23 protein-coding genes and 1 CRISPR repeat array are annotated in these 23,829 nt (G+C 44.2%); of the genes, 8 read left to right on the forward strand and 15 right to left on the reverse strand.

Translation table 11 applies throughout. The features are described 5' to 3' along the window. Positions 1-94: 94 nt before the first annotated feature. The 9 genes from ACZ42L_RS06560 to cas6 all read right to left on the reverse strand — a co-directional run bounded on the left by ACZ42L_RS06560 (position 95) and on the right by cas6 (position 9,837). Positions 95-268: a hypothetical protein gene (locus tag ACZ42L_RS06560; protein WP_464715608.1), complete on the reverse strand. Its 174-nt coding sequence runs from the start codon at positions 266-268 to the stop codon at positions 95-97. Between the two features lie 115 nt (positions 269-383). Continuing rightward, positions 384-1,901: a CRISPR direct-repeat array (repeat unit 30 nt; unit sequence ATTTCAATACCTCTATGGTTCAATTACATC). 215 nt (positions 1,902-2,116) lie between these two features. Beyond that, complete coding sequence (gene cas2, locus ACZ42L_RS06565; RefSeq protein WP_464701565.1) at positions 2,117-2,380, reverse strand: CRISPR-associated endonuclease Cas2; 264 nt, start codon at positions 2,378-2,380, stop codon at positions 2,117-2,119. Between the two features lie 40 nt (positions 2,381-2,420). Further along, a complete protein-coding gene (gene cas1b, locus ACZ42L_RS06570; RefSeq protein ID WP_464715609.1) occupies positions 2,421-3,437 on the reverse strand; it encodes a type I-B CRISPR-associated endonuclease Cas1b in 1,017 nt (338 codons plus the stop codon). 2 nt (positions 3,438-3,439) lie between these two features. Next, the gene (gene cas4, locus ACZ42L_RS06575; protein WP_464715610.1) at positions 3,440-3,949 is read right to left on the reverse strand and encodes a CRISPR-associated protein Cas4; all 510 of its coding nucleotides are present in this window, start codon (positions 3,947-3,949) and stop codon (positions 3,440-3,442) included. A 57-nt stretch (positions 3,950-4,006) separates the two neighbouring features. Continuing rightward, positions 4,007-5,065 carry a CRISPR-associated protein Cas7 gene (locus ACZ42L_RS06580; protein ID WP_464715611.1) on the reverse strand — a complete coding sequence of 353 codons (1,059 nt, stop codon included), beginning with the start codon at positions 5,063-5,065 and terminating at the stop codon, positions 4,007-4,009. 2 nt (positions 5,066-5,067) lie between these two features. Next, positions 5,068-6,357: a hypothetical protein gene (locus tag ACZ42L_RS06585; RefSeq protein ID WP_464715612.1), complete on the reverse strand. Its 1,290-nt coding sequence runs from the start codon at positions 6,355-6,357 to the stop codon at positions 5,068-5,070. Beyond that, the gene (gene cas3 / locus ACZ42L_RS06590) at positions 6,354-8,489 is read right to left on the reverse strand and encodes a CRISPR-associated helicase Cas3' (protein ID WP_464715613.1); all 2,136 of its coding nucleotides are present in this window, start codon (positions 8,487-8,489) and stop codon (positions 6,354-6,356) included. Before cas3 ends, ACZ42L_RS06585 begins: the two co-directional genes overlap by 4 nt. After that, positions 8,486-9,058 (reverse strand): hypothetical protein, encoded by a 573-nt coding sequence (locus tag ACZ42L_RS06595; protein ID WP_464715614.1) that lies wholly within the window; start codon positions 9,056-9,058, stop codon positions 8,486-8,488. Before ACZ42L_RS06595 ends, cas3 begins: the two co-directional genes overlap by 4 nt. An 11-nt stretch (positions 9,059-9,069) precedes the next feature. Beyond that, entirely contained in the window at positions 9,070-9,837 is a 768-nt protein-coding gene (gene cas6 / locus ACZ42L_RS06600) for a CRISPR-associated endoribonuclease Cas6 (RefSeq protein WP_464715615.1), read from the reverse strand. Between the two features lie 272 nt (positions 9,838-10,109). Between cas6 and bcp the strand changes: the two genes are divergently transcribed. Continuing rightward, on the forward strand, positions 10,110-10,559 hold the full coding sequence (bcp, locus tag ACZ42L_RS06605) for a thioredoxin-dependent thiol peroxidase (RefSeq protein ID WP_464715616.1): 450 nt from the start codon (positions 10,110-10,112) through the stop codon (positions 10,557-10,559). A 146-nt stretch (positions 10,560-10,705) separates the two neighbouring features. Here bcp and ACZ42L_RS06610 read toward each other — a convergent pair whose 3' ends face one another. From ACZ42L_RS06610 to ACZ42L_RS06625, 4 genes are all read right to left on the reverse strand, one after another. Next, entirely contained in the window at positions 10,706-12,730 is a 2,025-nt protein-coding gene (locus ACZ42L_RS06610) for a M13 family metallopeptidase (protein ID WP_464715617.1), read from the reverse strand. A gap of 188 nt (positions 12,731-12,918) precedes the next feature. Then, the gene (locus tag ACZ42L_RS06615) at positions 12,919-13,254 is read right to left on the reverse strand and encodes a GntR family transcriptional regulator (RefSeq protein WP_464715618.1); all 336 of its coding nucleotides are present in this window, start codon (positions 13,252-13,254) and stop codon (positions 12,919-12,921) included. After that, positions 13,251-13,976 (reverse strand): hypothetical protein, encoded by a 726-nt coding sequence (locus tag ACZ42L_RS06620; RefSeq protein ID WP_464715619.1) that lies wholly within the window; start codon positions 13,974-13,976, stop codon positions 13,251-13,253. The genes ACZ42L_RS06615 and ACZ42L_RS06620 overlap by 4 nt, the downstream gene beginning before the upstream one ends. Beyond that, positions 13,973-14,836, reverse strand: a complete 864-nt coding sequence (locus ACZ42L_RS06625; protein WP_464716986.1) for an ATP-binding cassette domain-containing protein — start codon at positions 14,834-14,836, stop codon at positions 13,973-13,975. Before ACZ42L_RS06625 ends, ACZ42L_RS06620 begins: the two co-directional genes overlap by 4 nt. 363 nt (positions 14,837-15,199) lie before the next feature. On the opposite strand from ACZ42L_RS06625, the gene ACZ42L_RS06630 reads away from it, so the two are divergent. The 3 genes from ACZ42L_RS06630 to ACZ42L_RS06640 all read left to right on the forward strand — a co-directional run bounded on the left by ACZ42L_RS06630 (position 15,200) and on the right by ACZ42L_RS06640 (position 16,663). Next, a complete protein-coding gene (locus tag ACZ42L_RS06630; RefSeq protein ID WP_464701578.1) occupies positions 15,200-16,060 on the forward strand; it encodes an enoyl-ACP reductase FabI in 861 nt (286 codons plus the stop codon). Positions 16,061-16,212: 152 nt separating this feature from the next. Next, positions 16,213-16,398: a DUF4250 domain-containing protein gene (locus ACZ42L_RS06635; RefSeq protein WP_464701579.1), complete on the forward strand. Its 186-nt coding sequence runs from the start codon at positions 16,213-16,215 to the stop codon at positions 16,396-16,398. Between the two features lie 19 nt (positions 16,399-16,417). After that, positions 16,418-16,663 carry a hypothetical protein gene (locus tag ACZ42L_RS06640; RefSeq protein WP_464715620.1) on the forward strand — a complete coding sequence of 82 codons (246 nt, stop codon included), beginning with the start codon at positions 16,418-16,420 and terminating at the stop codon, positions 16,661-16,663. Between the two features lie 13 nt (positions 16,664-16,676). Here the strand turns inward: ACZ42L_RS06640 and ACZ42L_RS06645 are convergent, their stop codons facing one another. Together ACZ42L_RS06645 and ACZ42L_RS06650 are read right to left on the reverse strand one after the other, a co-directional pair. Then, complete coding sequence (locus tag ACZ42L_RS06645; protein WP_464715621.1) at positions 16,677-18,056, reverse strand: MATE family efflux transporter; 1,380 nt, start codon at positions 18,054-18,056, stop codon at positions 16,677-16,679. Positions 18,057-18,633: 577 nt separating this feature from the next. After that, positions 18,634-19,449 carry a YaaA family protein gene (locus ACZ42L_RS06650; protein ID WP_464715622.1) on the reverse strand — a complete coding sequence of 272 codons (816 nt, stop codon included), beginning with the start codon at positions 19,447-19,449 and terminating at the stop codon, positions 18,634-18,636. A 111-nt stretch (positions 19,450-19,560) separates the two neighbouring features. Here ACZ42L_RS06650 and ACZ42L_RS06655 point away from each other — a divergent pair, with 111 nt between their 5' ends. The 4 genes from ACZ42L_RS06655 to ACZ42L_RS06670 all read left to right on the forward strand — a co-directional run bounded on the left by ACZ42L_RS06655 (position 19,561) and on the right by ACZ42L_RS06670 (position 23,821). After that, positions 19,561-21,102: a glycine--tRNA ligase gene (locus tag ACZ42L_RS06655; RefSeq protein WP_464715623.1), complete on the forward strand. Its 1,542-nt coding sequence runs from the start codon at positions 19,561-19,563 to the stop codon at positions 21,100-21,102. 4 nt (positions 21,103-21,106) lie between these two features. Continuing rightward, positions 21,107-21,775, forward strand: coding sequence for an FKBP-type peptidyl-prolyl cis-trans isomerase (locus ACZ42L_RS06660; RefSeq protein WP_464702064.1), 669 nt, complete (start codon positions 21,107-21,109; stop codon positions 21,773-21,775). Positions 21,776-21,876: 101 nt separating this feature from the next. Continuing rightward, positions 21,877-23,343, forward strand: coding sequence for an oligosaccharide flippase family protein (locus ACZ42L_RS06665; RefSeq protein WP_464715624.1), 1,467 nt, complete (start codon positions 21,877-21,879; stop codon positions 23,341-23,343). Positions 23,344-23,452: 109 nt separating this feature from the next. Further along, complete coding sequence (locus tag ACZ42L_RS06670; protein WP_464698446.1) at positions 23,453-23,821, forward strand: transposase; 369 nt, start codon at positions 23,453-23,455, stop codon at positions 23,819-23,821. Positions 23,822-23,829 lie beyond the last annotated feature (8 nt).

Here is a 23,829-nt window from a genome sequence, read left to right on the forward strand (position 1 = left end):
GCAAAGCCCTTGCAGTGAGTTATAAATACAAAAAAGTATACGATATATCGCCCAACACCAACAGCATGGAGTAATACATTGCTATCCATAGCATTTACTTTTCCCAAAGACAGAAATCAATTTCTCCCCATCCATACTCTTTACCATCTGCAACAGCTCCCTCCGGAGCATCATTATCAGTGACAGGGACTATGATGCTTGCAGCTATCTCGTTTTCAATTTCAATCTTAACCAAGACAACTTCCGGAATAATATACTTGTTTTCCATGGGTATACAAGTTTATAACACAAAGATAAAGAGTTTCTGCAAATAATAAAAAAACACGAAAAGTATTTTATCAAAAAATCAGCCCAGTATTGGAGAAGAAACACATCAAATATTTGCTTTAATACCTCTATGGTTCAATTACATCCAGTTGTCCCAGTCTATTCTTGAGAGTCCAGCTTATTTCAATACCTCTATGGTTCAATTACATCTTTTACTAAGAGTTAAATACCTACCATTTTTGTTATTTCAATACCTCTATGGTTCAATTACATCCTTTCACACAAACAGATATTTTGTCAGCCCGTATTTATTTCAATACCTCTATGGTTCAATTACATCTCTCTACAACGATGGTGCGCCTACCATTTATCATATTTCAATACCTCTATGGTTCAATTACATCGCTGCTAATATTTTGAAGTTACAGGCTGATACTCTATTTCAATACCTCTATGGTTCAATTACATCTCAAAGATTTCTCCACCTTCAGCCGATATGCCCCATTTCAATACCTCTATGGTTCAATTACATCATCCTTGATCCTCTTACCGGTAATGGTATGACGATATTTCAATACCTCTATGGTTCAATTACATCCAGCAGCTTGTCGCTTGTGGTCAGAAACGGTCTGTATTTCAATACCTCTATGGTTCAATTACATCATCCTTGATCCTCTTACCGGTAATGGTATGACGATATTTCAATACCTCTATGGTTCAATTACATCCAGCAGCTTGTCGCTTGTGGTCAGAAACGGTCTGTATTTCAATACCTCTATGGTTCAATTACATCAGTACGGCCCAAGGACGTATCGTGCGCATTATCAATTTCAATACCTCTATGGTTCAATTACATCTATAAATCCTTTCATGGCTTTATCTAATATCCAGTCATTTCAATACCTCTATGGTTCAATTACATCTTTTCATTTTTTCTTCGTGCCCTCTAATTCACTGATTTCAATACCTCTATGGTTCAATTACATCTTGCATCAGAAATAAAAAAATAAATGTATAACCGCATTTCAATACCTCTATGGTTCAATTACATCGGTAGACGCTCTGTATCGACGTATCGAATTACTGATTTCAATACCTCTATGGTTCAATTACATCCTTACACGCCGACAAGTTGCCGACCTTGTAGCCGGATTTCAATACCTCTATGGTTCAATTACATCGGAAAATCGCCCACCTTGAAAAGAACATAAAACGTATTTCAATACCTCTATGGTTCAATTACATCGTCGGTGGTGATTTCCTGATTAGGTATAATATCGGATTTCAATACCTCTATGGTTCAATTACATCTTTGTCATCGTTACTTTAGCGGCTTTGGCTTCCTCATTTCAATACCTCTATGGTTCAATTACATCGAGGAGTGGTCTGCTCGCCATAGTCGTTGAAAAAATTTCAATACCTCTATGGTTCAATTACATCACAAACGGATTTGAATAAGAAGCAGCTTTCTGTTAATTTCAATACCTCTATGGTTCAATTACATCCTTGCTAATAATGGTCGTGTGGTTGCTAATTCTTCATTTCAATACCTCTATGGTTCAATTACATCTATATATACATTCTATTCTAAACATTTCGAAGAAATTTCAATACCTCTATGGTTCAATTACATCCCATTACTTAAAATCACAGGGACACTTTATACATAGGACTTCCTTGACAGCAAAAATACAAAAAATCAAAGAAAAACATGTCGATGTACAAAAATATATTTTTCTTAAGACATCGACAATATCTGCATAAACAAGGATAATAAGATATTTTTCACAATAAAGTCGCCTTTAATCTTAATTATAAAATGACAAAGAAAAAGACATCGACAACTATCTTATAGAAAATTATCAGTCGACATACGCTCTTGCCCTATGATTTGTTTATTCATGTAATTTCCCATCTTACCCATAAATACGATAATACTGTCTTCTTCTGTATTCATTATAGCTTTGGCTCTGAGAATTAACTCTTTAAGCTTAGCTTCACTAATCTCACCTTCAAAAACAGAATTTTGAATCCAGTAAAGATATTGACGACATAGTTTCAACATCTTAGCTACTCGCTTCTCCCCAATATCATATACCAAAATCACATACATAATTTATCTTTTTAAGAAACAACATCTGTCTGACAATATGCTACCAATACATTCTGAAAGGTTTATATTCTTCCATACCCAGCACATCTTTCATAAGCTTATAGCATTCTAACTTGATAAGATGACGATAACTGACATTGCGACCAAGAGAGCGATGCCTGAAAGTTTCAGTATATCGTTCTTCCATAGCCTTTACAAATATCATCTTGCCCTTTTCGTTCAATAGGCATCTATTAAGTTTCTTGTCAAAATGATGTACTTGCAAGGCTCGCTTATTTAGTAACTTGAAGATAACGCGATCGACTACGATTGGCTTAAATATCTCTGATATATCAAGACATAAAGAGTAGCGCCGCTCGCCAGGGGTATGCAGAAAACTAATGGTAGGATTAAGTTGTGTCTGATGTATAGCCTTCAGTGTTTCGGTATAACACATCATATTCCCAAATGAAATCAACGCATTCACCTCATTCTGTGGTGGTTGCTTAGTACGTGCTTCCATCTGAAAATCATCAATGATGGTATCAAATCCAGAATAATATATACGCCGGATATTTCCCTCTATACCCATAATTTCGTCTACATCTTTTGTCTCTGCAAGTGCATCCATAAAACTATTGATACCATCTATAACCGATTGCAAGTCTTTACCTCGGCGATTATAATAATTTAAATTCATTATCATATTCCAGGCCGCACCTTGAATAAACTTTCTAGCAATATCCGTTCTTCGTTTTTTATTTTGATAAGCTTTAGCTTGAGCCAACAAGGCCTTACCCGACAACAGACTGTCACGTGGCATAAAACTACCTGTGTAATTCTCATAATAATCGAAGAAATGAACAGGTATGTCCTTCTGACCCAAGAAATTATAGAATGCACTGTTGGCTCGAAGACTTCCAAAAGCATATAATTCTGAAACATCTTCCACCGGTATAAAGCGTGGCTGTTGGCAGTGCTCAATACCTTCTTCATCAATACTGACAGGCGTAAACTTCAACGTATTATCTCTACGCTCCATAATACCTGGATTAAACAAATAAAAACTTCTTTTCATATCTATTCCTCCTCACTGGCAAAGCAAAGTTCATAATAGCTACAGTTCTTGCAATATCCCTTCTTACACAGCGAAGGACATTCCTCACTATCTATAATAGCAGATATACGCTCTAACACCTTCTCTATCTCTTTTCTATCATCATCTGTCAATATTACATCTTGCTTCATGCGAAGTTCAGGATACTCCAACACTCCTTTCACACCAGCAATGCCATGTCGCTCAAATACAGACATATAATATTTCAACTGCCACACATGAGCCTCATCCAGTTTGTTCGACTTCTTGATTTCATGTATTACCTTGTTCTTGGCATCATAATAGTCTACCTTTATTCCATCGATTTCCACCTCTTCATATTTGGCAGAGCGTTGCGGATAACTACTTTCGTGTATTAATTTACCGACATGCACCAATTCTGACCCATGTTCCATCGTGATACCATTGGCAAACAGCCACAATTTCCGATGGCATATCCGATAATAATTAAAATGAGTACCTGTGATTTGCATAATACAAAAGATAATTCTTGTAAATCCTCGAAATTCGAGGATTTACAAGAAAACACACTAAACTTGATGCTCGTAGTCAAACGCCAACATCATCTCTACCAATTTCTCCTCAGCCTTCTTCAATGCGTCGGCCGTTTCTATCTCTGTCTCCACATAAGCAGCGCAAGGCAAAGTCACAAAAAGATTTGCACCTACAGTTTCATCTATAATTGGTGTAGCTTTAGCATGCTCACCGTTAGTTACCAATTTGGCCCTAATTGCAGCTGGAACAATATTAGCATTATCACTTATCGCAACTGCCAGCGTTTCCATAAAACTAAAAGTACGTGCCTGATTAGAAGTTATACGCCAATTCAGGAGAGCGTGTGCCAAAGCAGGAATAATTTTCTCACGTTTTTCTCTTGGCAAAATCAAGCATCTGCCAAATACGTTTTCGCTTTCTATCCATCCTTGACTTTTTAGTTCCTCTATCTTATTTTTTGTCAATTCTGGCTCATGCTGATTAATAGAAACACAGAATAAGGTACGCATGTCAATGGCTATATCAGACACAAAGAGCCCACTGGCACGCTTGCTATCAAAAATTATATTGCGACGAGGCAAAGTCCGCTTATTATTAAACAGAAATGCCTCAATCTCTTCTTCGTTTAATTCTTTATTACCATCTGACATTCTTACAACAACAGGATGATAATCTGGTTTATCGCTACGATCAAAAGTTAGATTCTCCTGATTCGTACCAGCCAACAAAGGATGTAAAGCTCGCATTGCCGAAATAGACAATGGGCTACGGCGTTTCAACGTAGGTCCTTTTCCATCTGCTTTCATCCATCCTCCAATTAATTGGTCAACATACGAGGGGTCACAAGGAGACCAAGGTTCTTTATATTCTAACTCTTGCTTCTTATTGATGTTATAATTGAATGTAATTGGTGCCACCGGAACATTCAATTCATCAGTAAGACTTTCCAGCACAGAACGCTTTACCTGTTGCCCACTAGAAAAAGGGACATATCTACCAAACTGTGCATCATAATAAGTTTTTTGACCATCAGAAACACAGAATACTGTATGGTCAGCGTGCTTTAACGCTCTCAAATAGATGTAAGGATTCATAATTACTTTGTATTATTTATTTTTGCATAATGAAATTTCACCAGTGTAAGGAAATAAGGAACATTGTCTGTTGGCATCTTATTTACAAGAGAGGCAATCTCTGTAATAGCAGAAGTATCCTTTACTTCTTTTACTATTTCTACCAAAGCCTCCATAAAAGCTTTTTTATACGAGGCTTTCATTACCTCTTCTACTTTCCTAGACTTCCCTGTCTTTCCTTTACTCTCATCTGCTGAATATTGTTGCAATACTTCAGCAAAGTTTTGGGCTTTTACCCATAATTCTTCATTGTTCAGCATAGCTATCAACCAACTTAAATATGTATTAAATAAAACATTTTGTAATCTATCATTTTTATATTTAGGCATTTTTTTGCCTTCTATATAATCTTTTAAGCCTCTTGGCTCCATCGCACGTACACCAATACACCCTTGTTGGCATGCCCGTCCAAATCCAAAAGCTGTTCCCCATAATTCTTCTACTTCATCTGCCATTGCAAACAATTTCTGATAAAATTCATACGGGCGTCGAATCTGATAAAGGAAAAAGGGTATAAAACCTATTGTCGTATTGGTTTTCCCTAAACTATATACATATCCCATCATCTGAACACGTGTGAAGTTTTGACAAATACTAATCAACAAACGAGTCCACGAAATAGGCTCAATCCCCATCTCGCCATCTTTGGTAGTAAAAGGATCAAAATTAGCCAACTCCTTATTTGAACGATAATGTTTAGAATACCTATGCGCTAACCATTGAGCATTCCATGCTGAAACTAATTGATTCCCTTTGAGCATTTCATTGGTATCTACTACACAACGATAGTATTTCCACCCCTCAAACACATCTAAAAGCAAGCTTGATTCTGTAAAAAGAATATAAAATCCACCCTTCACTCCTAATCCTAGACAGGCTCCTATCCATGATAAATAGATATCTTCATGCGAGATTACCAATTTCATATTTGTTACCTGTCCGGATGTCGTTGCAAATTCTTTTTCTTCAGAAGCAGCATAACCAAGTGCCACACTGGCATCAGTATACCCTTCTTCTACTTTGGCATGAAACTCTGCCAGTTTCTTCAATCGCTCTTCTTTGGTAAGATTCTCTACTTTCTGTTTCCCCTTCATCTGAACAAATGGCGAGTTTTGTACCCACTGTAAGTATTTTGTTCCATCAAATACCAACGGATACAAAATCTCATCAAAAAAATCTCGTGCAGAATAATCTTTATCATACTTCTCATTGTATGCCTTTAAGAAGATTTTACCAATATTCGTTGTTATCATAATATTTCAAATGAGTTATAATATTCTGGTTTCACATAATCCATTAAAAGCCCTATTTCAGGCGAATAAGATTTGTCAGGCACAAGAAATGGAAGAAGCCCTTGTTTAGCTTGCTCCAAATGCCTATATGCCACTGAACGATAGCTGACAGGAATTTCCAATTTCGACCTATCTACATAAAAACCAGACTCATACTCTTCACGGTCCTTTTCCGTAACACATATTGTCGACTCTATATCAAGAACATCCAACAATGCCGATTTACTCATATGACGGAGTTTTTGTATTTGCCACTCACCATTGACAAAGGTTGCTCCACTGTAATCTATATTGCTTATCTCTATTTTCGGATAGACATTATCAAGCATACTTTGCACATTCGCTTCTTGAAATATCTCACCATCAGGAAGTATGGCATAACTACGCAGGAGCATTTCCTTGGAATATGGCAATACATCCCCATCCTTTTCAGATGGTTGCAATACGTATATAGGTTTATATTTCCCTATCGATTCCTGTGTTCTCTTACGATTAATTCTTCCAAACCTCTGTATCAAGGCATCTATAGGAGCACATTCTGTTATCATCATATCAAAACTGATATCAAGACTTACTTCTACAATCTGGGTTGAAACAACTATACACGCAGCAGAACTATTGTTAAATCTTTCTTTCAACTCTGTTTCCAATCTCTGTCTATCCATCCGCTTAAATCTACTATGTATAAGCATCTTTTCCACATATGGATATCTATCAACAAGTCGCATATATAAATCCTGTGCACGTCTCACTTGATTGCATACCAATAATATTCTTCTACCATCTGAAACAGCATTCGCTATTATTGTTCCGCATTGCATCCAATCCTTTACCTTATATATAATATGACGATTGAACAAATGTAATTGGCGTTCATCAAGTTTCACTTCGTAAACATGACGCTCACCACCAAGTATTTTCATCACTTCATTGTATAGCATAGTTGGCATAGTTGCTGTGCCTACATGTATTCGGCAGTCTAAAGACAATAATACTTCTATAATCCGCAAGACTATAGACTGTATAGCCCCCGAATAAGTATGAATCTCATCAAGAATAATATCACACCCTTTTAAATCAACTGCCATCGCCTCATATCCTTTAATTCCAAAGACAATAGATGCCATCTGGTGTGGCGTCAAGACTTTTACTGACGCCCCAATATGACGCTGCAACACTCTTTCTTCTAACAGGTTTTCCTCTAACTTCAACCCCGAAGAAGCGTGAAGTAAAGACACTATTGCATCAGTATTGCTTAAATCACTCTTGATACGGTCATACATAGCATTGATAGAAGCTTGAAAAGGCAATGTGTAAAACACTCGTCCACGGCATCGCCTCAATAAGAAATCCGTTTTTCCTGCACCCGTAGGTGCTGTCACCATAGTATGTTTCCTATGGTCATCCGTTGTTATTTGTGATAGTGGATACAGGTCATGTCTACGATTATAAAAGAACAAATCAGGTTTGACAAACAAGTTTCTCAGACTATTTTCAGTACCTTCATTTAGCGCAGAAGCATAATGATCAGCAGCCATCAATATTCCTTTCCATTCAGACCACCCATCATCCAGCCCCCAGCAATAGCTCACTGCATACTCATAATTTCCACGTGCTTCCTCTATACTGATGGCATGTGTTTTAAAGCCAAACTCAGACAAGATATTTAAAGCATCTTTACTCCAAGAATCAAATCCACTGATATGAATACCAAAACTATCTTTGTTTTCGTCTAAGTCTAGTAGCCCCTTCCGCCCAATATCTTCATAGATGGATTTATGATGGGCCGAAACCATTTCTATTACAGCATCCTTTTCTCCTTCCTCCAATAAAGATAGAAAAAATAGTGATGCAATTTCATGGCGAAAAACAAAATTAGGTTGGCGCACATAACCACTTCTCATCTGCCTTTGAAACAGCGGACTAACCTTTCCTATATCATGTAAGACAGCGCCTTTACGGGCAACTTCTACATCTACGCCCATCTTTTGAGCTATAACGACTGCTGCCTCTGCTACATTCATAAGATGCTGCGATAGAGGTATCAAGCCAGAAGCCTCATGTTTTGCTATTATATGGTCGAACTTCCTCATTTTATACCCGACACAGGATTACCACTTATTTCTAACCATCCATACATAGGAGCATTATTCGCAAAACGATTATAACCTACCAAAAAAGACTGTTCAGACTCTCCAAACCTAAGTTCAAAGCCTTCTATTTGATTAAATTCTTCCTCCGACATATATACCACTTCAGACATCGGGAACATCAAATCCTCATTACGACATAGGCAGATATGCTGCTTAGATGCACGGTTGGCAGAATCTTCTGTATCGAAACCAAGATATAATATAGGGTTAATCATCACGCCTCTTTCCAACACTGATTGATTACGAATCATCAATTTTTCCTTTTTCTTATATTCCCATCCTCGTGCTTGAGTTTTTTCTTTTTGTATGTCTACCGCGTCATAGCGCAACTTATATCTAAGAATTTTGCTGATAACACCCTGTATAGCCAGCATCTCTGGAAACAGTTTCTTTTCTATACCTTCTATGATAGAAGGGGTGAGAAACTGCTGCGTATAGGTCATACCGTCACGAACTGAAGTCCACGGTTTGATAAAGCCAAATTTACCCTCGTATCTTACAACAAACATATTATTTACTTTTATTTTATCATTCCAAATCCCATACTCGTTTTCTCTCCCAATCCACTTTCATAGGCGATGTGCATCAAAGGTTCGGGAAGAGCCAACGTAAACGCATAACTATATCCTCTCACTTTTATCTGCTGGGGAGTATGCGCTTTGATAACTACCAACTTTGATTTAGGAGCTGACAACAGCCGAAGTCTGCAATAGCGTTCACCTGTGTATGGTTTCCCATAAAAGGCTTCATAACGAGAGACAAGCCCTGCTAACAGTGCTTCTTCATAATTGGACGACTGAGGTGACAGGTAGGTGGTTGTAGTATCCAACTCGTGATAACCCACACAGATGGGAGATAGTGTGCCGAAGCTCATTTCCGGTTCATACGCTATCGCCTGCAATATCTGGATATCACGCACAGCAAACTCTACCGTAGAATAGATATCACCTATTTGAAAAATCTGATTACGGAATACTCCCTCTATAAACTTCTGCGTACTATTCTCCGGCAAGAAAGAGAGATACCAATCTACATATTGACTCTCAATAATCAACCTATCGCGCTGAATTCTGAAATTTGGCACATTGAGATTTGAGAAGCAAAAAAGTTTGAACCTCTTACCATCCGACTGGCTTTCAAACCCATTCTCATGCAGCCACGTAGAATACTCGGTATCAGCTTCCGACAATATATGATAGATTGCCGAAGACAACTCATACTGATAATTAATTGGTAAGACATTACCAAAACGATGTCGCAACACTTCCAAGCGTATCTTGAATTTCATATCTTAAATTTAGAATGTATCCTCTAATGCTGTTTTCATGATGCAATACAAATACTAACCAGTGTCTTTATCATGGCAAAATTTATAAATGTATCTATTCACAAATATACAAATAAATATCAACCACCTGATTCCATCTTAGTCTAATTTTCCTTAAAATGGAGCTTAATGTTTATCAAACAAATAACTCAAATGTGGATGGGTGTCTCATTTATCCATGAATTTTCATTATCTTTGTGCCAGCAAATAACAACAACTAAACGCATTTAACTATGGAAGTAGGAGACAAAGCACCTGAAATTTTGGGACGTGACGAGAAAGGTAATGAAATCAAACTGAGCGACTTTAAAGGTCAGAAACTGGTATTATATTTCTATCCCAAAGATAGTACATCCGGCTGTACTACAGAGGCTTGCAATCTGCGCGACAACTATTCTGAATTGCGCAAAGCCGGCTATGCAGTCGTAGGTGTAAGCGTGCAGGACGAGAAGTCGCACCAGAAGTTCATTGACAAAAACGAATTGCCCTTCCCGCTCATTGCCGATACAGAGAAAACCTTGAACCAAGCATTCGGCGTATGGGGCGAAAAGAGCATGTATGGCCGAAAGTATTTCGGTACATTCCGTACCACCTTCATCATCAATGAAGAGGGAATCGTGGAGCGCATCTTCACCCCAAAAGAAATAAAAGTGAAGGAACACGCCAAACAGATTTTAGGATAGGCATTCTACTTCTATCCCCATCTATTCATCACAAGAACATACAATAACGCAGAACGCCCCCATACCGAACAGACATTCTGCCTGAAAACCAAAATCAGCCATCCCTTGATAATGAGGGATGGCTGATTTTTTATGGGTCAAGACGCTTACCAGATATGCGCTCTCTTGTTCTTCGGAATAAACAACTTATCACCCTTCTTCACCTTGAAAGCATCGTACCACGCATCAATATGTGGTAAAGCTGCATTCACACGTGCGAAATTGGGCGAGTGAACATCCGATGTTACAATATAGTCGATATATTCCGGACGCATGTTGCTGGCCCATACACGAGCCCAAGAGAGGAAGAAGCGCTGTTCGGGCGTGAATCCGTCTTTCTCCGGGAGTGGATTCTCTTTCATTGCATTCTGCAATGCACGGAACGCAATATTCAGTCCACCATTGTCTCCGATATTCTCCCCAAGCGTCTGCTTACCGTTAATCTTCTTACCGTTCACGGCATCCACCCCATTGAAATAGCTCTCCAACACCTTGGTACGGGCCTCGTAATTCTTCTTGTCAGCAGCTGTCCACCAGTCATTCTGATTACCATCCTTGTCAAACTGTGAACCTTGGTCGTCGAAACCATGACTCATCTCATGGCCTATCACACCTCCGATAGCACCATAGTTGGCTGCATCATCGGCTTGTGGATCAAAGAAAGGAGGTTGCAGAATACCTGCCGGGAAACATATTTCATTCGTAGTAGGATTGTAATACGCATTGATAGTCTGCGGTGTCATACCCCATTCCGTCTTATCCACCGGCTTGTTCACCTTGCGGTTTAGCTCGTCTTTCGACAAGAAGGCAGACACATTGCCCAAATTCTCATACAGCGAGAGCGAGTCGGAAACCTGCAATCCGTCGTAATCTTTCCACTTATCCGGATACCCAATCTTGACGATGAAGTGGGTCAACTTATCTATTGCGCGAGCTTTCGTATCGGCACTCATCCATGTGGCTTCCTGTATGCGCTGTCCCAGAGCTTTCTGTAAGTTGCCCACCAATGCCAGCATGCGGTCTTTGCTGCTCTGCGGGAAGTACTTCTCCACATACAGTTTGCCGATAGCTTCGCCCAGCACGCCACTGACCAGACTCACGGCACGCTTCCATCGCGGACGGTCTTGCTGCACACCGCTCTGTACCTTATTAAACTCGAAAGCCACTTGACGGAATTCATCGCTCAACTGACTGCTTGCGCCACTGATTACCTTGATGGCTGCATAAGCCTTCAGGTCATCCAAGGGACTATCTGCCAATATCTTTTCCACCTCATGAATAGGCTCAGGCTGCCCCACGTCTACGTGTGCGAAAGCAGGAAATCCCTGTTGCAAGAAAGTGTTACCCCAATCTATTCCCGGAAACTTTTCCACCAATTCATTGTAGGTCATCTTGTGGTAGTTGGCATTGATGTCGCGCAACTGCACCATGCCATAGCTGGCTTTGGCTATCCGCGTCTCAATGGCCAATACGGCCTGCATCTTCTTCTCGGCCGTAGTGGCATCATTACCTGTCAACTCAAACAGCTTCTTCATGTAAGCCTTGTAAGCCTCACGAATCTTCACCGTCTGTTCATCGTTGTTCAGATAGTAGTCGCGCAAGCCGAGTTCGAGTCCACCCTGCGACACTCCCACGATATTCATGGCAGCATCGCGCAAGTCGGCACCTACTCCTACGCCGAACATCATCGTATTTTCGCCACGCCCATCAAGCTGTGCCGTCACCACCTGATACTCCTTGCGCGACTTAATCGCAGCAATCTTATCCAATGTAAGCTTGATAGGACTCCATCCTTCGCGGTTCAGTCGTACACTGTCCATCATCAGATTATAGAGCGAACCTATCTTCTGCCCCAACGAACCTTGCTGTTGGGGCTTTGAAGCATACTCTGCTATCAGTTCCTGTATCTGCTTTTGATTCTGCTCATACAGGTCGGTGAATGCACCGTTATCCGTATGCTCGGCATCCAGTGGATGCGATTTCAGCCATCCGCCGGCGGCATATTCATAGAAATCATTACCCGGCTTCACGCTCAGGTTCATGTTAGCCTTGTCCACACCCGACGCCAGGTTCTGGGCAAAACTTGTCCCTGCCACCATCGACAGAGCCATCATCATTACTTTTGTTTTCATCTTCTCTATTATAAATTTAATTATCATTGCCCTGATATCCATTTCGCAATATTGCTTTCTACATATCTCGCCACTCGCTGTAACAACGGGGTATACATCATATTAGCTTACAACGACTCATCCGCATCTCTTCTTTTCGCAGTTCAAAGGTATAGGTAATCTCGCTTACTACCAAACATACGAGAGATTTATTCCATATCTTCCCACGTCAAGCCCAATAGTTTCATCTGTCGAAGCACCTCCGGCCACGTCACTTCGCGAAACTCCCGGCGACGCTGCGACAGTATCTTGTCACGCGCACCGGCACTCACGAAATAGCCCAAACCACGCTTGTTGTAGATAATCTCGTCGCGTGCCAGCAACTCGTAAGCCTTCACGGCCGTATTGGTATTCACTTCCAGCATCACGGCGTATTCCCTCACGCTAGGTATTCGGTCGTCATCCCGATACATCCCGGCCAGAATGTCGTCGCACAATCGGTCGGCCATCTGCACATAGATGGCTTTGTCGTTACTGAACATCATACGCGTAAGAGTTTTCCGTCCTTCAACTGAATATGCCTATACGCCCAGTAAGCGCCTAGCACATTGACTATCGCAAAGGAGATGTAACACATATTCACCAGCAACTGAACCGGCTCAGGGAGTGTACCTATCCAATACATCCCCCCAAGCACGATGCCCATGACGAGGATAGCTACCAATGCCCCCACCCTGCGAAACAGGAGTGCCATCACCAAAAAGACGGTGTGCAGCCACAGATTCTGCCAAGTGAAAAGACGGTCAGCTTGGCAAAGAGCCTGCCATACGTATGGCGTAATCATACGATACGAGTCAGACGGCACGATGAGATTCAATATATAGTAGAACAGCTCCGTACATATCCAGAAACCTAAAATCATCGCTAAGAAATACAATAGCCCTACGATATAGCGCGATAAGAACTTCTCCAGCTGCGAACCGGGCAACATCAGCTCTGCCAGGGTATCATGAGGTTTCTTCATATCTATCAGTATTCCCATACCCGAAAACACCGCAAAAATCATTGCCACATTTACCAATATATGACTCAACCGCATAACTCCACTCTGCCCTACACTATTTATTGAAATAATGGGAATCACCATGTATATCAACCCAGCACCCAACGAAGCGCCCAAGATACCCGGCCAAGAGTGCAAGAAAGCGGTGTGGAGACGCCACTTCAACAGTTTTCCAAATCTCTGCATACTAAATGTTTCCATCATATTTCCTCCATTCTGTTCTTTTCGTGTCTTTCCCAATCAGCAACCTCTACCCCATTCACCATCGCATTGAACAGCAGTTCCAGGTTCAACTGCGTATCTCCATCGCCCGCTTGGCGTCTGCACATCACGGCATTGCCTTGCAGTGCCGGCTCGAAATAGACAACCGAGTCGTCCATCTCGCTCTGCCGACGATAGCCGAAAGTGTATTTTTCGGTCAAATCGCTCACCGAAGCATTGAGCAATAATTGCGAGTGGTCGAGCAGCAAAATATGGTCGAGCAGCGACTCCACATCATGTACCTGGTGGGTAGAGATAATCATGGTACGCTCTTCGGTCATATTGCTGGCTATAATCTTACGGAAAAGGCTCTTCGAAGGTATGTCCAGACCGTTGGTCGGCTCGTCCATCAACAGCAGACGCGTACCCGAAGCCAATGCCAGACACATATACACCTTCTTCTTTTGGCCCATAGAGAGTTCCTGCATCCTCTTCACTTCGGGCAGTTCAAACTCCGACAAGCATTTAATCAACACCTCGTCAGAGAAGCGAGGATAAAAGTCGCGGTGCATCTCAATACACTTCATCATGCTCATGCGTGGCATGTCAAACACTTCAGGAACGATATACACATCCTGCAACATCTCTACCCGACGCGCGCTCACATCTACGCCGTCAATGCAAACCCGCCCTTGCTGGGGTCGCAGCAAACCGCAAACGAGCTTGAGCAGTGTACTCTTGCCCATCCCATTCTTGCCCAACAGACCATAGATGCAATTCTCAGGCAGCGAGAGCGAGAAGTCTCTGAACACCGGTTCTTCTCTCCTATCATAGCCGAATGTCATGTTCTGAATTTCTATCATACTCATATTTTTTAAGTCAAACAAGTGTACTGCTATAATAGTACACTGCAAAAGTATATCATTGTTTTCTCTCTTGCAAACTTTTTCCAATATTTTTTAGTACCCAATGCAATTTCCTTGAAAAACGGGGGCATCACCCTCCATTTACTGCAAGGCTTCGGCAGCATTGCTGCAAAGCCCGAACAGCAATGCTGCAAAGGCCAAACAGTAACGCTGCCGAGGCTTTGCAGTGGAACAAGATAAATGCACAATACGACCCCATGTGAGCAATAATGGGTAAGAAATAGGACAATTCGGTTGGCATACCGACAAAAAACGCCTACCTTTGCAAGCTCAAATCATTACATAGAAACAAAATAAACGATGAGTTACAATCTTTTAAAAGGTAAAAAGGGTATTGTTTTCGGGGCATTGAACGATAAATCAATTGCTTGGAAGGTTGCCGTAAAGGCAGTAGAGGAAGGTGCGCAAATCGTGCTATCCAATACGCCTATGGCCATCCGCATGGGCGAAGTAGATGCTCTGGCCAAGCAAACCGGCGCAGAGGTAATAGCTGCCGACGCTACCAACGTAGAAGACCTTGAAAACGTATTCAAGAGAGCTATGGAAGTTCTCGGTGGTCCGGTGGACTTCGTACTCCACTCTATCGGTATGTCGCCCAACGTGCGCAAGAAGAGAACTTACGACGACCTCGATTACAAGATGCTCGGACAGACGCTCGACATTTCGGCCATCTCTTTCCACAAGATGATTCAGGCAGCCAAGAAACTCGACGCCATCGCAGAATACGGTTCTGTTGTAGCCCTCACCTATGTGGCTGCACAGCGCACCTTCCTGGGCTACAACGACATGGCAGATGCCAAGGCACTGCTCGAATCTATCGCCCGCAGCTTCGGCTACATCTACGGTCGCGAACACAACGTGCGTGTGAATACCATCTCGCAGTCGCCCACCATGACAACTGCCGGTGCCGGTATTAAGGGCATGGACCGCCTGTACGACTTTGCCAACCGCATGTCGCCACTGGGCAATGCCACTGCCGACGAGTGTGCCGACTATTGCATCGTAATGTTCTCCGACCTCACCCGCAAGGTGACCATGCAGAACCTCTTCCACGACGGCGGCTTCTCAAGCATGGGTATGAGCCTGCGTGCCATGACAGCCTACGAGAAAGGTATCGCCGACGAATATACCGACGAAAACGGAAACATCATCTACGGATAATACAGCTTTATACAGCTGCGGTCCGGGAACGCACTTTCCTGTGAGCCACAGACTGTATTGAGCAGGAATAAATAACAGAAGGAGACGGTGCATGCACCGCCTCCTTCTTGTTTAGGTCTGCTCATCGAGCACATCAAATACTGATTACAGACATGGACCACTTACCACAAAATGATACGCCTATGCTCGTTTCGGCCATCAACTTCCTGCTGCGCGACGAGGAGTTTGACAATCTCGACCAGATATGCTACCACTTCAATGTAGACAGAAAGGAACTGGAAGCGCGCATGGCAAAGGCCGGTTTCCGCTATTCGGAGACCGAGAAACGATTCTGGTAAACCGCAAACATCTATCTACATGATTACAAAAGACAGCATAGAGTCGGCCTACAGTTTCTTTCATCAGAAATACCGCGTGTACCAGTATTCTACACTCGACTGGCAGAAAGACGATATAGAATATGCCATAGGGTCGTATGTAGCCGATATGAACAAAGACTTGTATGCCCTGTTGGCCAATGGGCGCAGTTCATATCTGCTCGACCACACCACGTTTGATGCCGACCTGTCGTTGGCAGTGGAACGGCTGGAAAAGATGTTGTAACAGGCTTAGATTCCTAGCCTAGCTTGGCTTGCAGCCACTTGCCACGATACAGTCGCCACAGGAACATGCAACCGCGAAACGTAAGTTCTGCTGCCATAGCTGTCCAGACTCCTTTCAATCCGTAATGGGGTGCCAGCAAGGCAGCAGCAGTAAGGCGCAAGCACCACATACTGCCCAGATTGATGAGTGCCGGACGCAAGGTGTCGCCCGCTCCCACACATACGCTGTAGGCCACGATGGCCGCAGCAAAGAAGGGTTCGGCAAAGGCTTCAATGCGAAGAGCCTCGATACCAAGTTCGCGGATAGCCTCGACAGGAGTGAGCACGCCTATCATTTCGGGAGCAAAGACATACATGATGGCGCCCATGAAAGCCATGACAGCCATACCAAGTCCCACAGTCATATAGGCAAAACTACGACAAAGATCGAGTCGGCCTGCCCCTTTGCTCTGCCCCACAAGCGTGGTGGCCGCGTCGGCAATACCATAACCGGGCATATAGCAAAGGCTCTCGGCCGTGATGGCAAAGGTGTTGGCTGCAATAGCGAAGTTGCCCAACGGTGCAACGATGATGGTACTGACTATCTGGGCCGTACTCATCAGGATAGACTGAGCGGCCATCGGAGCACCGATCTTCACTGCATTACGCACATAGTCCCATACCCAGCGGAACGAATCGGTATCGAGACGGAGTGCCAATATCTTGCTGCGAAAGATGGCGAAATAGGCTTGCGAGAATGCACCGCACATGATGGCGAGGGCCGTTCCGATGGCTGCCCCGACGACACCAAGCCCGAACTCGAAGATAAAGATATAGTTGAAAAGCACGTCGAGTGCACACATGGCCACATTGACAATACTCGGTACACGCATGTTTCCCGAACTTTTAAGCATCGCACCGGACAGATTGCCGAGCTGAAAGAAGGGCATGGCCAGGGCATAAATCAGGAAATAGAGGGATGCGTCGTGCGCAATATCAGCACCGCCACCCAACCAATAAGGCAACGGTCGATAGACCAGGAAACCGCAGAAAGCCACCAACAGACTGAGGAAAAACGTGCATATCAGTCCATGACGGAACACCTGGCGGGCCTTGACAAAGTCGTTAGCGCCGATAAAATGTGCCACCTGTACCGAGAATCCCATCGACGAGGCATACGTAAAAGCCCCCAGCAGCCACGTAGTACTCTCTACCAAACCGATGGCAGCAGACGGACGTGCGCCGAGCTGTCCCACCATTGAGGCATCAATGAAGAACATCAGTACCGATGTAATCTGTGACAAGATAGACGGAATACTCAATTCGACGATGAGATTGAGCTTCTCACGATTCGTCATCGCTGCTCCCAGACGAATCCGTTCCAACAATGCGTCGGTTTGTTTGCTGCTAAACATAAATCAATATTGTATGTGCAAAATTAGTATAATCCTATCGCTTACCCAAATATAGTGACTATTAAAATGGCAAGGAGACAACTATAAAAACAGAAAAAAAGTGATTTCTGCACCGAGCAGAAACCACCTCTCCCTTATTCTTATTTCCATTACCTTTCTCTATACGTGCCACTCGGCACGCCAATCTCTCAAATATTTCTTGTCAGTTTTGTCTGTGTCAACCTGAATTTGGCGCAGTCTTTCGACCTGTCGTTTATCTCTTACCTTTCTAATACCTATCAAGACCGGATTGCTTTCTATTTCCAGTGCATCGGCACTGTCATCATGTCTCCTGATCTTTTTACCTCAAGCCTGATACCGTATTGAGATTTCCATTCATTATCATCTTATTATCTATTTACTTTTCGCACATTTATTTCGTTCAAATTTGATGCTGCAAAGATATAAGCTATCCCAGAATTACATTTCAAGAAAGCCACACCTTTTTTCTGTTTTTGCCTAATTCTTGACATAAATCAAGATGATGTGTCCGTACACAGATACACGGTTACTTACCTATGTCACACATGCAGGCAGACTACCCCTCCATCACAAAAAGCAGACGCCCCTCGTCTTCGGTATCATGATGGCAGGCAAAGCCTTCAAACTCGAAGTCCCTGAGCTGTTCAAGGGTCTCGACCTGATGCGTAATCACATAGTTAGCCATGGCTCCACGACACATCTTGCAATACACCACAATGCTCTTCAACTTACCGTCTTTACTAACCATGAACTCCGGCTCTATCACCTGTACCTCGCGACGGACACGCTTCCAGTCGAACAGATGTTTCATTTCGGCACTCGCCACATTCAATAACACACCGTCGTCTTGCTTCACCGCGTCAATCAGCACATCCGTCAAGAAGGGTTTCCAATAGTCGAACATACGCTGACCACCATTCTTGCCCAGATAGACAGAGCCTTCCAAACGATAGTTCTTAATCATATCCAGAGGGCGCAACAGACCGTATAGGAACGACGTAATCCACAGATGAGCCTGCGCATACGTCAGCTCTGTATCCGAGAAATGGCCTGCCCGCAGATATTTATAAGCGATTCCGGTATACGAGTATACAGCTTCCATCTTGGGTTCAGGTTCTAGAAAGGCAGTATAGCGCAACTTATTGAGTGCGGCCAACTGCTGATTGATTTTCAACATGGCCGACAAATCCTCGGCACTATAGCGCATCATCTGTGCTGCCAGGCTTTCGGCCTGTTGCTGAAACTTGGGAATCGTACCCTTATGGCTATCGTATATGCGCTCTGAAGTCATATCCTTGGCGCATGATAAAAGTATCTGCATCGTCTGATAGTTTCCTACAAAGGTAAGCATAATGCCTGTAAAGTCGCACATCTACAACTCGCTTTACCGGCTCTTTATGAAGTTTTTGCATTTCTAATAGACAGTCTGTCAGAAATAATGTGTACCTTTGTCGGGTTAAATTAGGTAAACTAAAAATAAATCATGGCACAAGAAGATGTTTTCAAGAAGATAGTTTCCCATTGTAAGGAATATGGGTTTGTCTTCCCAAGTAGTGATATTTACGATGGCCTCGCCGCTGTCTACGATTACGGACAGAACGGCGTTGAGCTGAAAAACAACATCAAGGAGTATTGGTGGAAGAGCATGGTGTTGCTCCACGAGAATATCGTAGGTATCGACTCCGCCATCTTCATGCACCCGACGATATGGAAAGCAAGTGGCCACGTAGACGCTTTCAACGACCCGTTGATAGACAACCGCGACTCCAAGAAGCGTTACCGCGCCGACAATCTCATCGAAGACCAGTTGGGCAAGTACGAAGAAAAGATTGAAAAAGAGATAGCCAAGGCTCGCAAACGCTTTGGCGACAGCTTCGACGAGGCTAAGTTCCGCGAGACAAATCCCCGCGTTCTCGAACACCAGCAGAAACATGACGCTCTCCACGAACGCTATGCCAAGGCTATGCAAGGTCCGGATTTGGAGGAACTCAAGCAGATAATACTCGACGAAGAGATTGTAGACCCCATATCAGGAACCAAGAACTGGACCGACGTACGCCAATTCAACTTGATGTTCTCTACCGAAATGGGTTCTCTCTCAGACGCTGCCAACAAGATATACCTGCGCCCTGAAACCGCACAGGGTATCTTCGTGAACTACCTGAATGTTCAGAAGACCGGGCGTATGAAGCTGCCTTTCGGTATAGCACAGATAGGCAAGGCATTCCGCAACGAGATTGTTGCCCGCCAGTTCGTGTTCCGTATGCGCGAATTCGAGCAGATGGAAATGCAATTCTTCTGCCAGCCGGGTACAGAAATGAAGTGGTTTGAATACTGGAAGAAAGCTCGTCTGGCATGGCACGAAGGTCTCGGCATGGGCAATGAAAACTACCGTTACCACGACCACGAGAAGCTGGCGCACTATGCCAATGCCGCTACCGACGTGGAATTCAAGATGCCTTTCGGCTTCAAGGAGGTGGAGGGAATCCACTCACGCACCAATTTCGACCTCTCACAGCATGAGAAATTCTCTGGCCGACAGATTAAATACTTCGACCCGGAAACCAATGAAAGCTACGTACCTTACGTTGTTGAGACCTCTATCGGCGTAGACCGCATGTTCCTGAGCGTCATGTGTCACAGCTACACCGAGGAACAACTGGAGAATGGAGAGACCCGCGTGGTTCTCCGTCTGCCCGAAGCCTTGGCCCCAGTCAAGTGTGCTGTGCTTCCATTGATAAAGAAAGACGGACTTCCGGAAAAGGCCCGCGAGATTGTAGACCTACTGAAATTCCACTTCAATACACACTACGAAGAGAAAGACTCTATCGGCAAACGCTATCGCCGACAGGACGCTATCGGCACACCTTTCTGTGTAACGGTAGACCACGATACGTTAAACGACAACAAGGTAACACTCCGTTTCCGCGACACCATGACTCAGGAGCGCGTCGACATAGCCGAACTGCGCAACATCATCGAGGACCGCGTGAGCATTACAAGCCTTCTCAAGAAACTTCAGTAAACCAATGGAAATGAGAAAACTGGCCGACTATACAGTGCTGTTGTTGCTTGCTGTGGTCTTCGGACTCACATCCTGCAAAGAGGGAGACGACAACAAAGTAGAGGAATTCCCCAACTGGGAAACCACCAACACTACTTATTTCAATACCATCTATCAGAAAGCTAAAGAGGCAGCAGCCTCCGGCGATACATCCTGGAAGGTGTTCAAGAGTTACACGTTTGCCGACAACACGCACAACGATGCCAAAGACCATATCGTAGTCAAGGTACAAAAGGCAGGGACGGGGACGGTTTCCCCCCTCTATACCGACTCTGTCCGCATACATTATCAAGGACGTCTGTTGCCTTCGACCAGCTATTCAGACGGCTATATCTTCGACCAATCATGGGTAAGTGGTTACGAGTACGACCTCAAAACTATGGTTCCGATTAAGATGCTCACCTCTGATTTGGTCGACGGATTCTCCACTGCATTGATGCACATGCACCTAGGAGACCGCTGGACGGTCTACATTCCCTACCAACTGGGATATGGCACAAGTGCCACCTCGGCCATTCCGGCCTACTCCACGCTCGTCTTCGACATCACGCTCGTGGGCATCTACCGAGCAGGCCAAGTCATCCCGCCCTACAGGCTAAGCTCTGCCAAGAAAGCACCGGGATGGATTGAATAAGACAAAGGACTTCTAACACAAATAACAAGAGGTAAAAGACAGGAATATCCATCCGTCTCTTACCTCTTTTTTCGTTCTCGTCCACATGGAAGCACCATCGCATGAAAGAATCAAAACAGACAGACAGTTACGCTCATATCCTAAAATACACCGGACTATTCGGCAGTATGCAGGGGCTTAGCATCCTGGTTGGAATCATCCGTACTAAATTGGTAGCGCTGATACTCGGACCAGACGGTGTGGGACTCATGTCACTGTTCAATTCCACCATCCGACTGCTCGGCGACACAAGCCAGCTCGGCCTGCCTGTCAGTGGGGTTCGGAAAATCTCTTATGCCTATGAACACAACGACCAGGAGAGCCTCGCCCATCACATCAAGCTCCTCCGCTCATGGAGCCTGGTAACCGGCATTGTGGGCATGATACTCTGCGTTGCGCTCAGTCCTCTGCTCAATTCGTGGACTTTCAACTGGGGTAACCACACGCTGCACTTCATGCTTCTCGCCCCCATCGTAGCGCTGTCGGCCATCACGGGAGGTGAACTTGCTATACTCAAAGGCACACGCCGCCTCCGCCCACTGGCCCTTATCTCGCTTTTCCAGGTCGTGCTGGCCCTCATCATATCCGTTCCTTTGTTCCTACTCTGGCAGCAGGCAGCCATCATTCCTTCACTGCTGCTCGTGGCATTGAGCCAAATGCTGCTCACCATCGGTTATTCTTACCGCTACCATCCGCTCCACCTGTCGCTGCAACCCGATATCCTCACGCAGGGCAATAGCACCATCCGACTCGGCATCGCCTTTATGCTGGCAGCCATGATGGGCAGCGGGGCTGAGTTCGTTATCCGATTGTTTCTGAACACCCGTGGCAATCTCGACGACGTGGGACTCTATAATGCAGGCTTCATGATGACCATGACCTATGCCGGAATGGTATTCACTGCCTTGGAAACCGATTATTTCCCACGCTTGTCGGCCATAGGCAACGACACCAAGCAGCAAAACCGGCTCATCAATCGACAGATAGAAGTATCGCTACTGCTGCTAGCTCCACTGCTCATTGCCTTTCTGTCAGGCATGCCCATCATTCTCCCACTGCTCTATAGCAGCAAGTTCCTACCCGCACTTGGCATGGTGCAACCGGCCGTATTGGCCATGTACCTGCGAGCCCTTACCCTCCCACTCTGCTATATCCCCCTCGCGCGTGGCGACTCTTCCACCTATTTAATAACAGAAGGACTCTCCGCCGTAGCCATCATCGTGGCCGTCGGCTTCGGATTCACCCATTGGGGACTCACCGGAGCTGGCTTCGGTATTCTCGTGGCCGGCCTGGCCGACTTCTTCGTCTTGACCACCGTAGCCTTCCGTCGATATGGTTACCGCATGAATCGGAGCAACATCGGTTACACCATCTTCCATTTCCTGTTACTCCTATGCACCTATTCCGTGGCAACTACCACACAAGATTGGACCTACTGGGCAGCCGGATTCATATTCTTTCTTATCAGTGCCGCTTTCTCATGGCGCATCTTACGACAGAAGACAGGAGACACTTCCCCCACTCCCTAAAGGAAGATTCATCTGCTTACCAACCCTACCTCATCACCTCTTACCTCTATCTGTAGTGTACTGAATAAGTTGACAGTATCCACGTATTAATTAAAAAATGTAAACCGTCATGATTAAGTACAATGAAACGGAGAAACTCTTGTTATTAAGTCAGTACATCACCAGTGGCCTTGATGCCTACCATTTCGCCGGGAGTCGCGGTATTCCCTACACCACGTTCCGCCACATCCTGCGTTGCTACGGTCATCCGGACACCTCATCCATATCCGAGCTGATGAAACAAGCACAGATTCCCACCACCGTCGAGGAACTCCAGGCCCAGCTGGCCCGTGAGCGTAAGGCCCACGCCGAGGAACTCAAGCGTCTCAAGCATGCCCTTGCCCAGGAGCAGGTTCGCAGCCTTGCCAACTCCACGATGATAGACCTTGCCGAGAAGAAGTTCAACATCCGTATCCGAAAAAACTCCGATGCCAAGTAATCAGTACC

This window comes from Prevotella mikamonis, assembly GCF_055381405.1.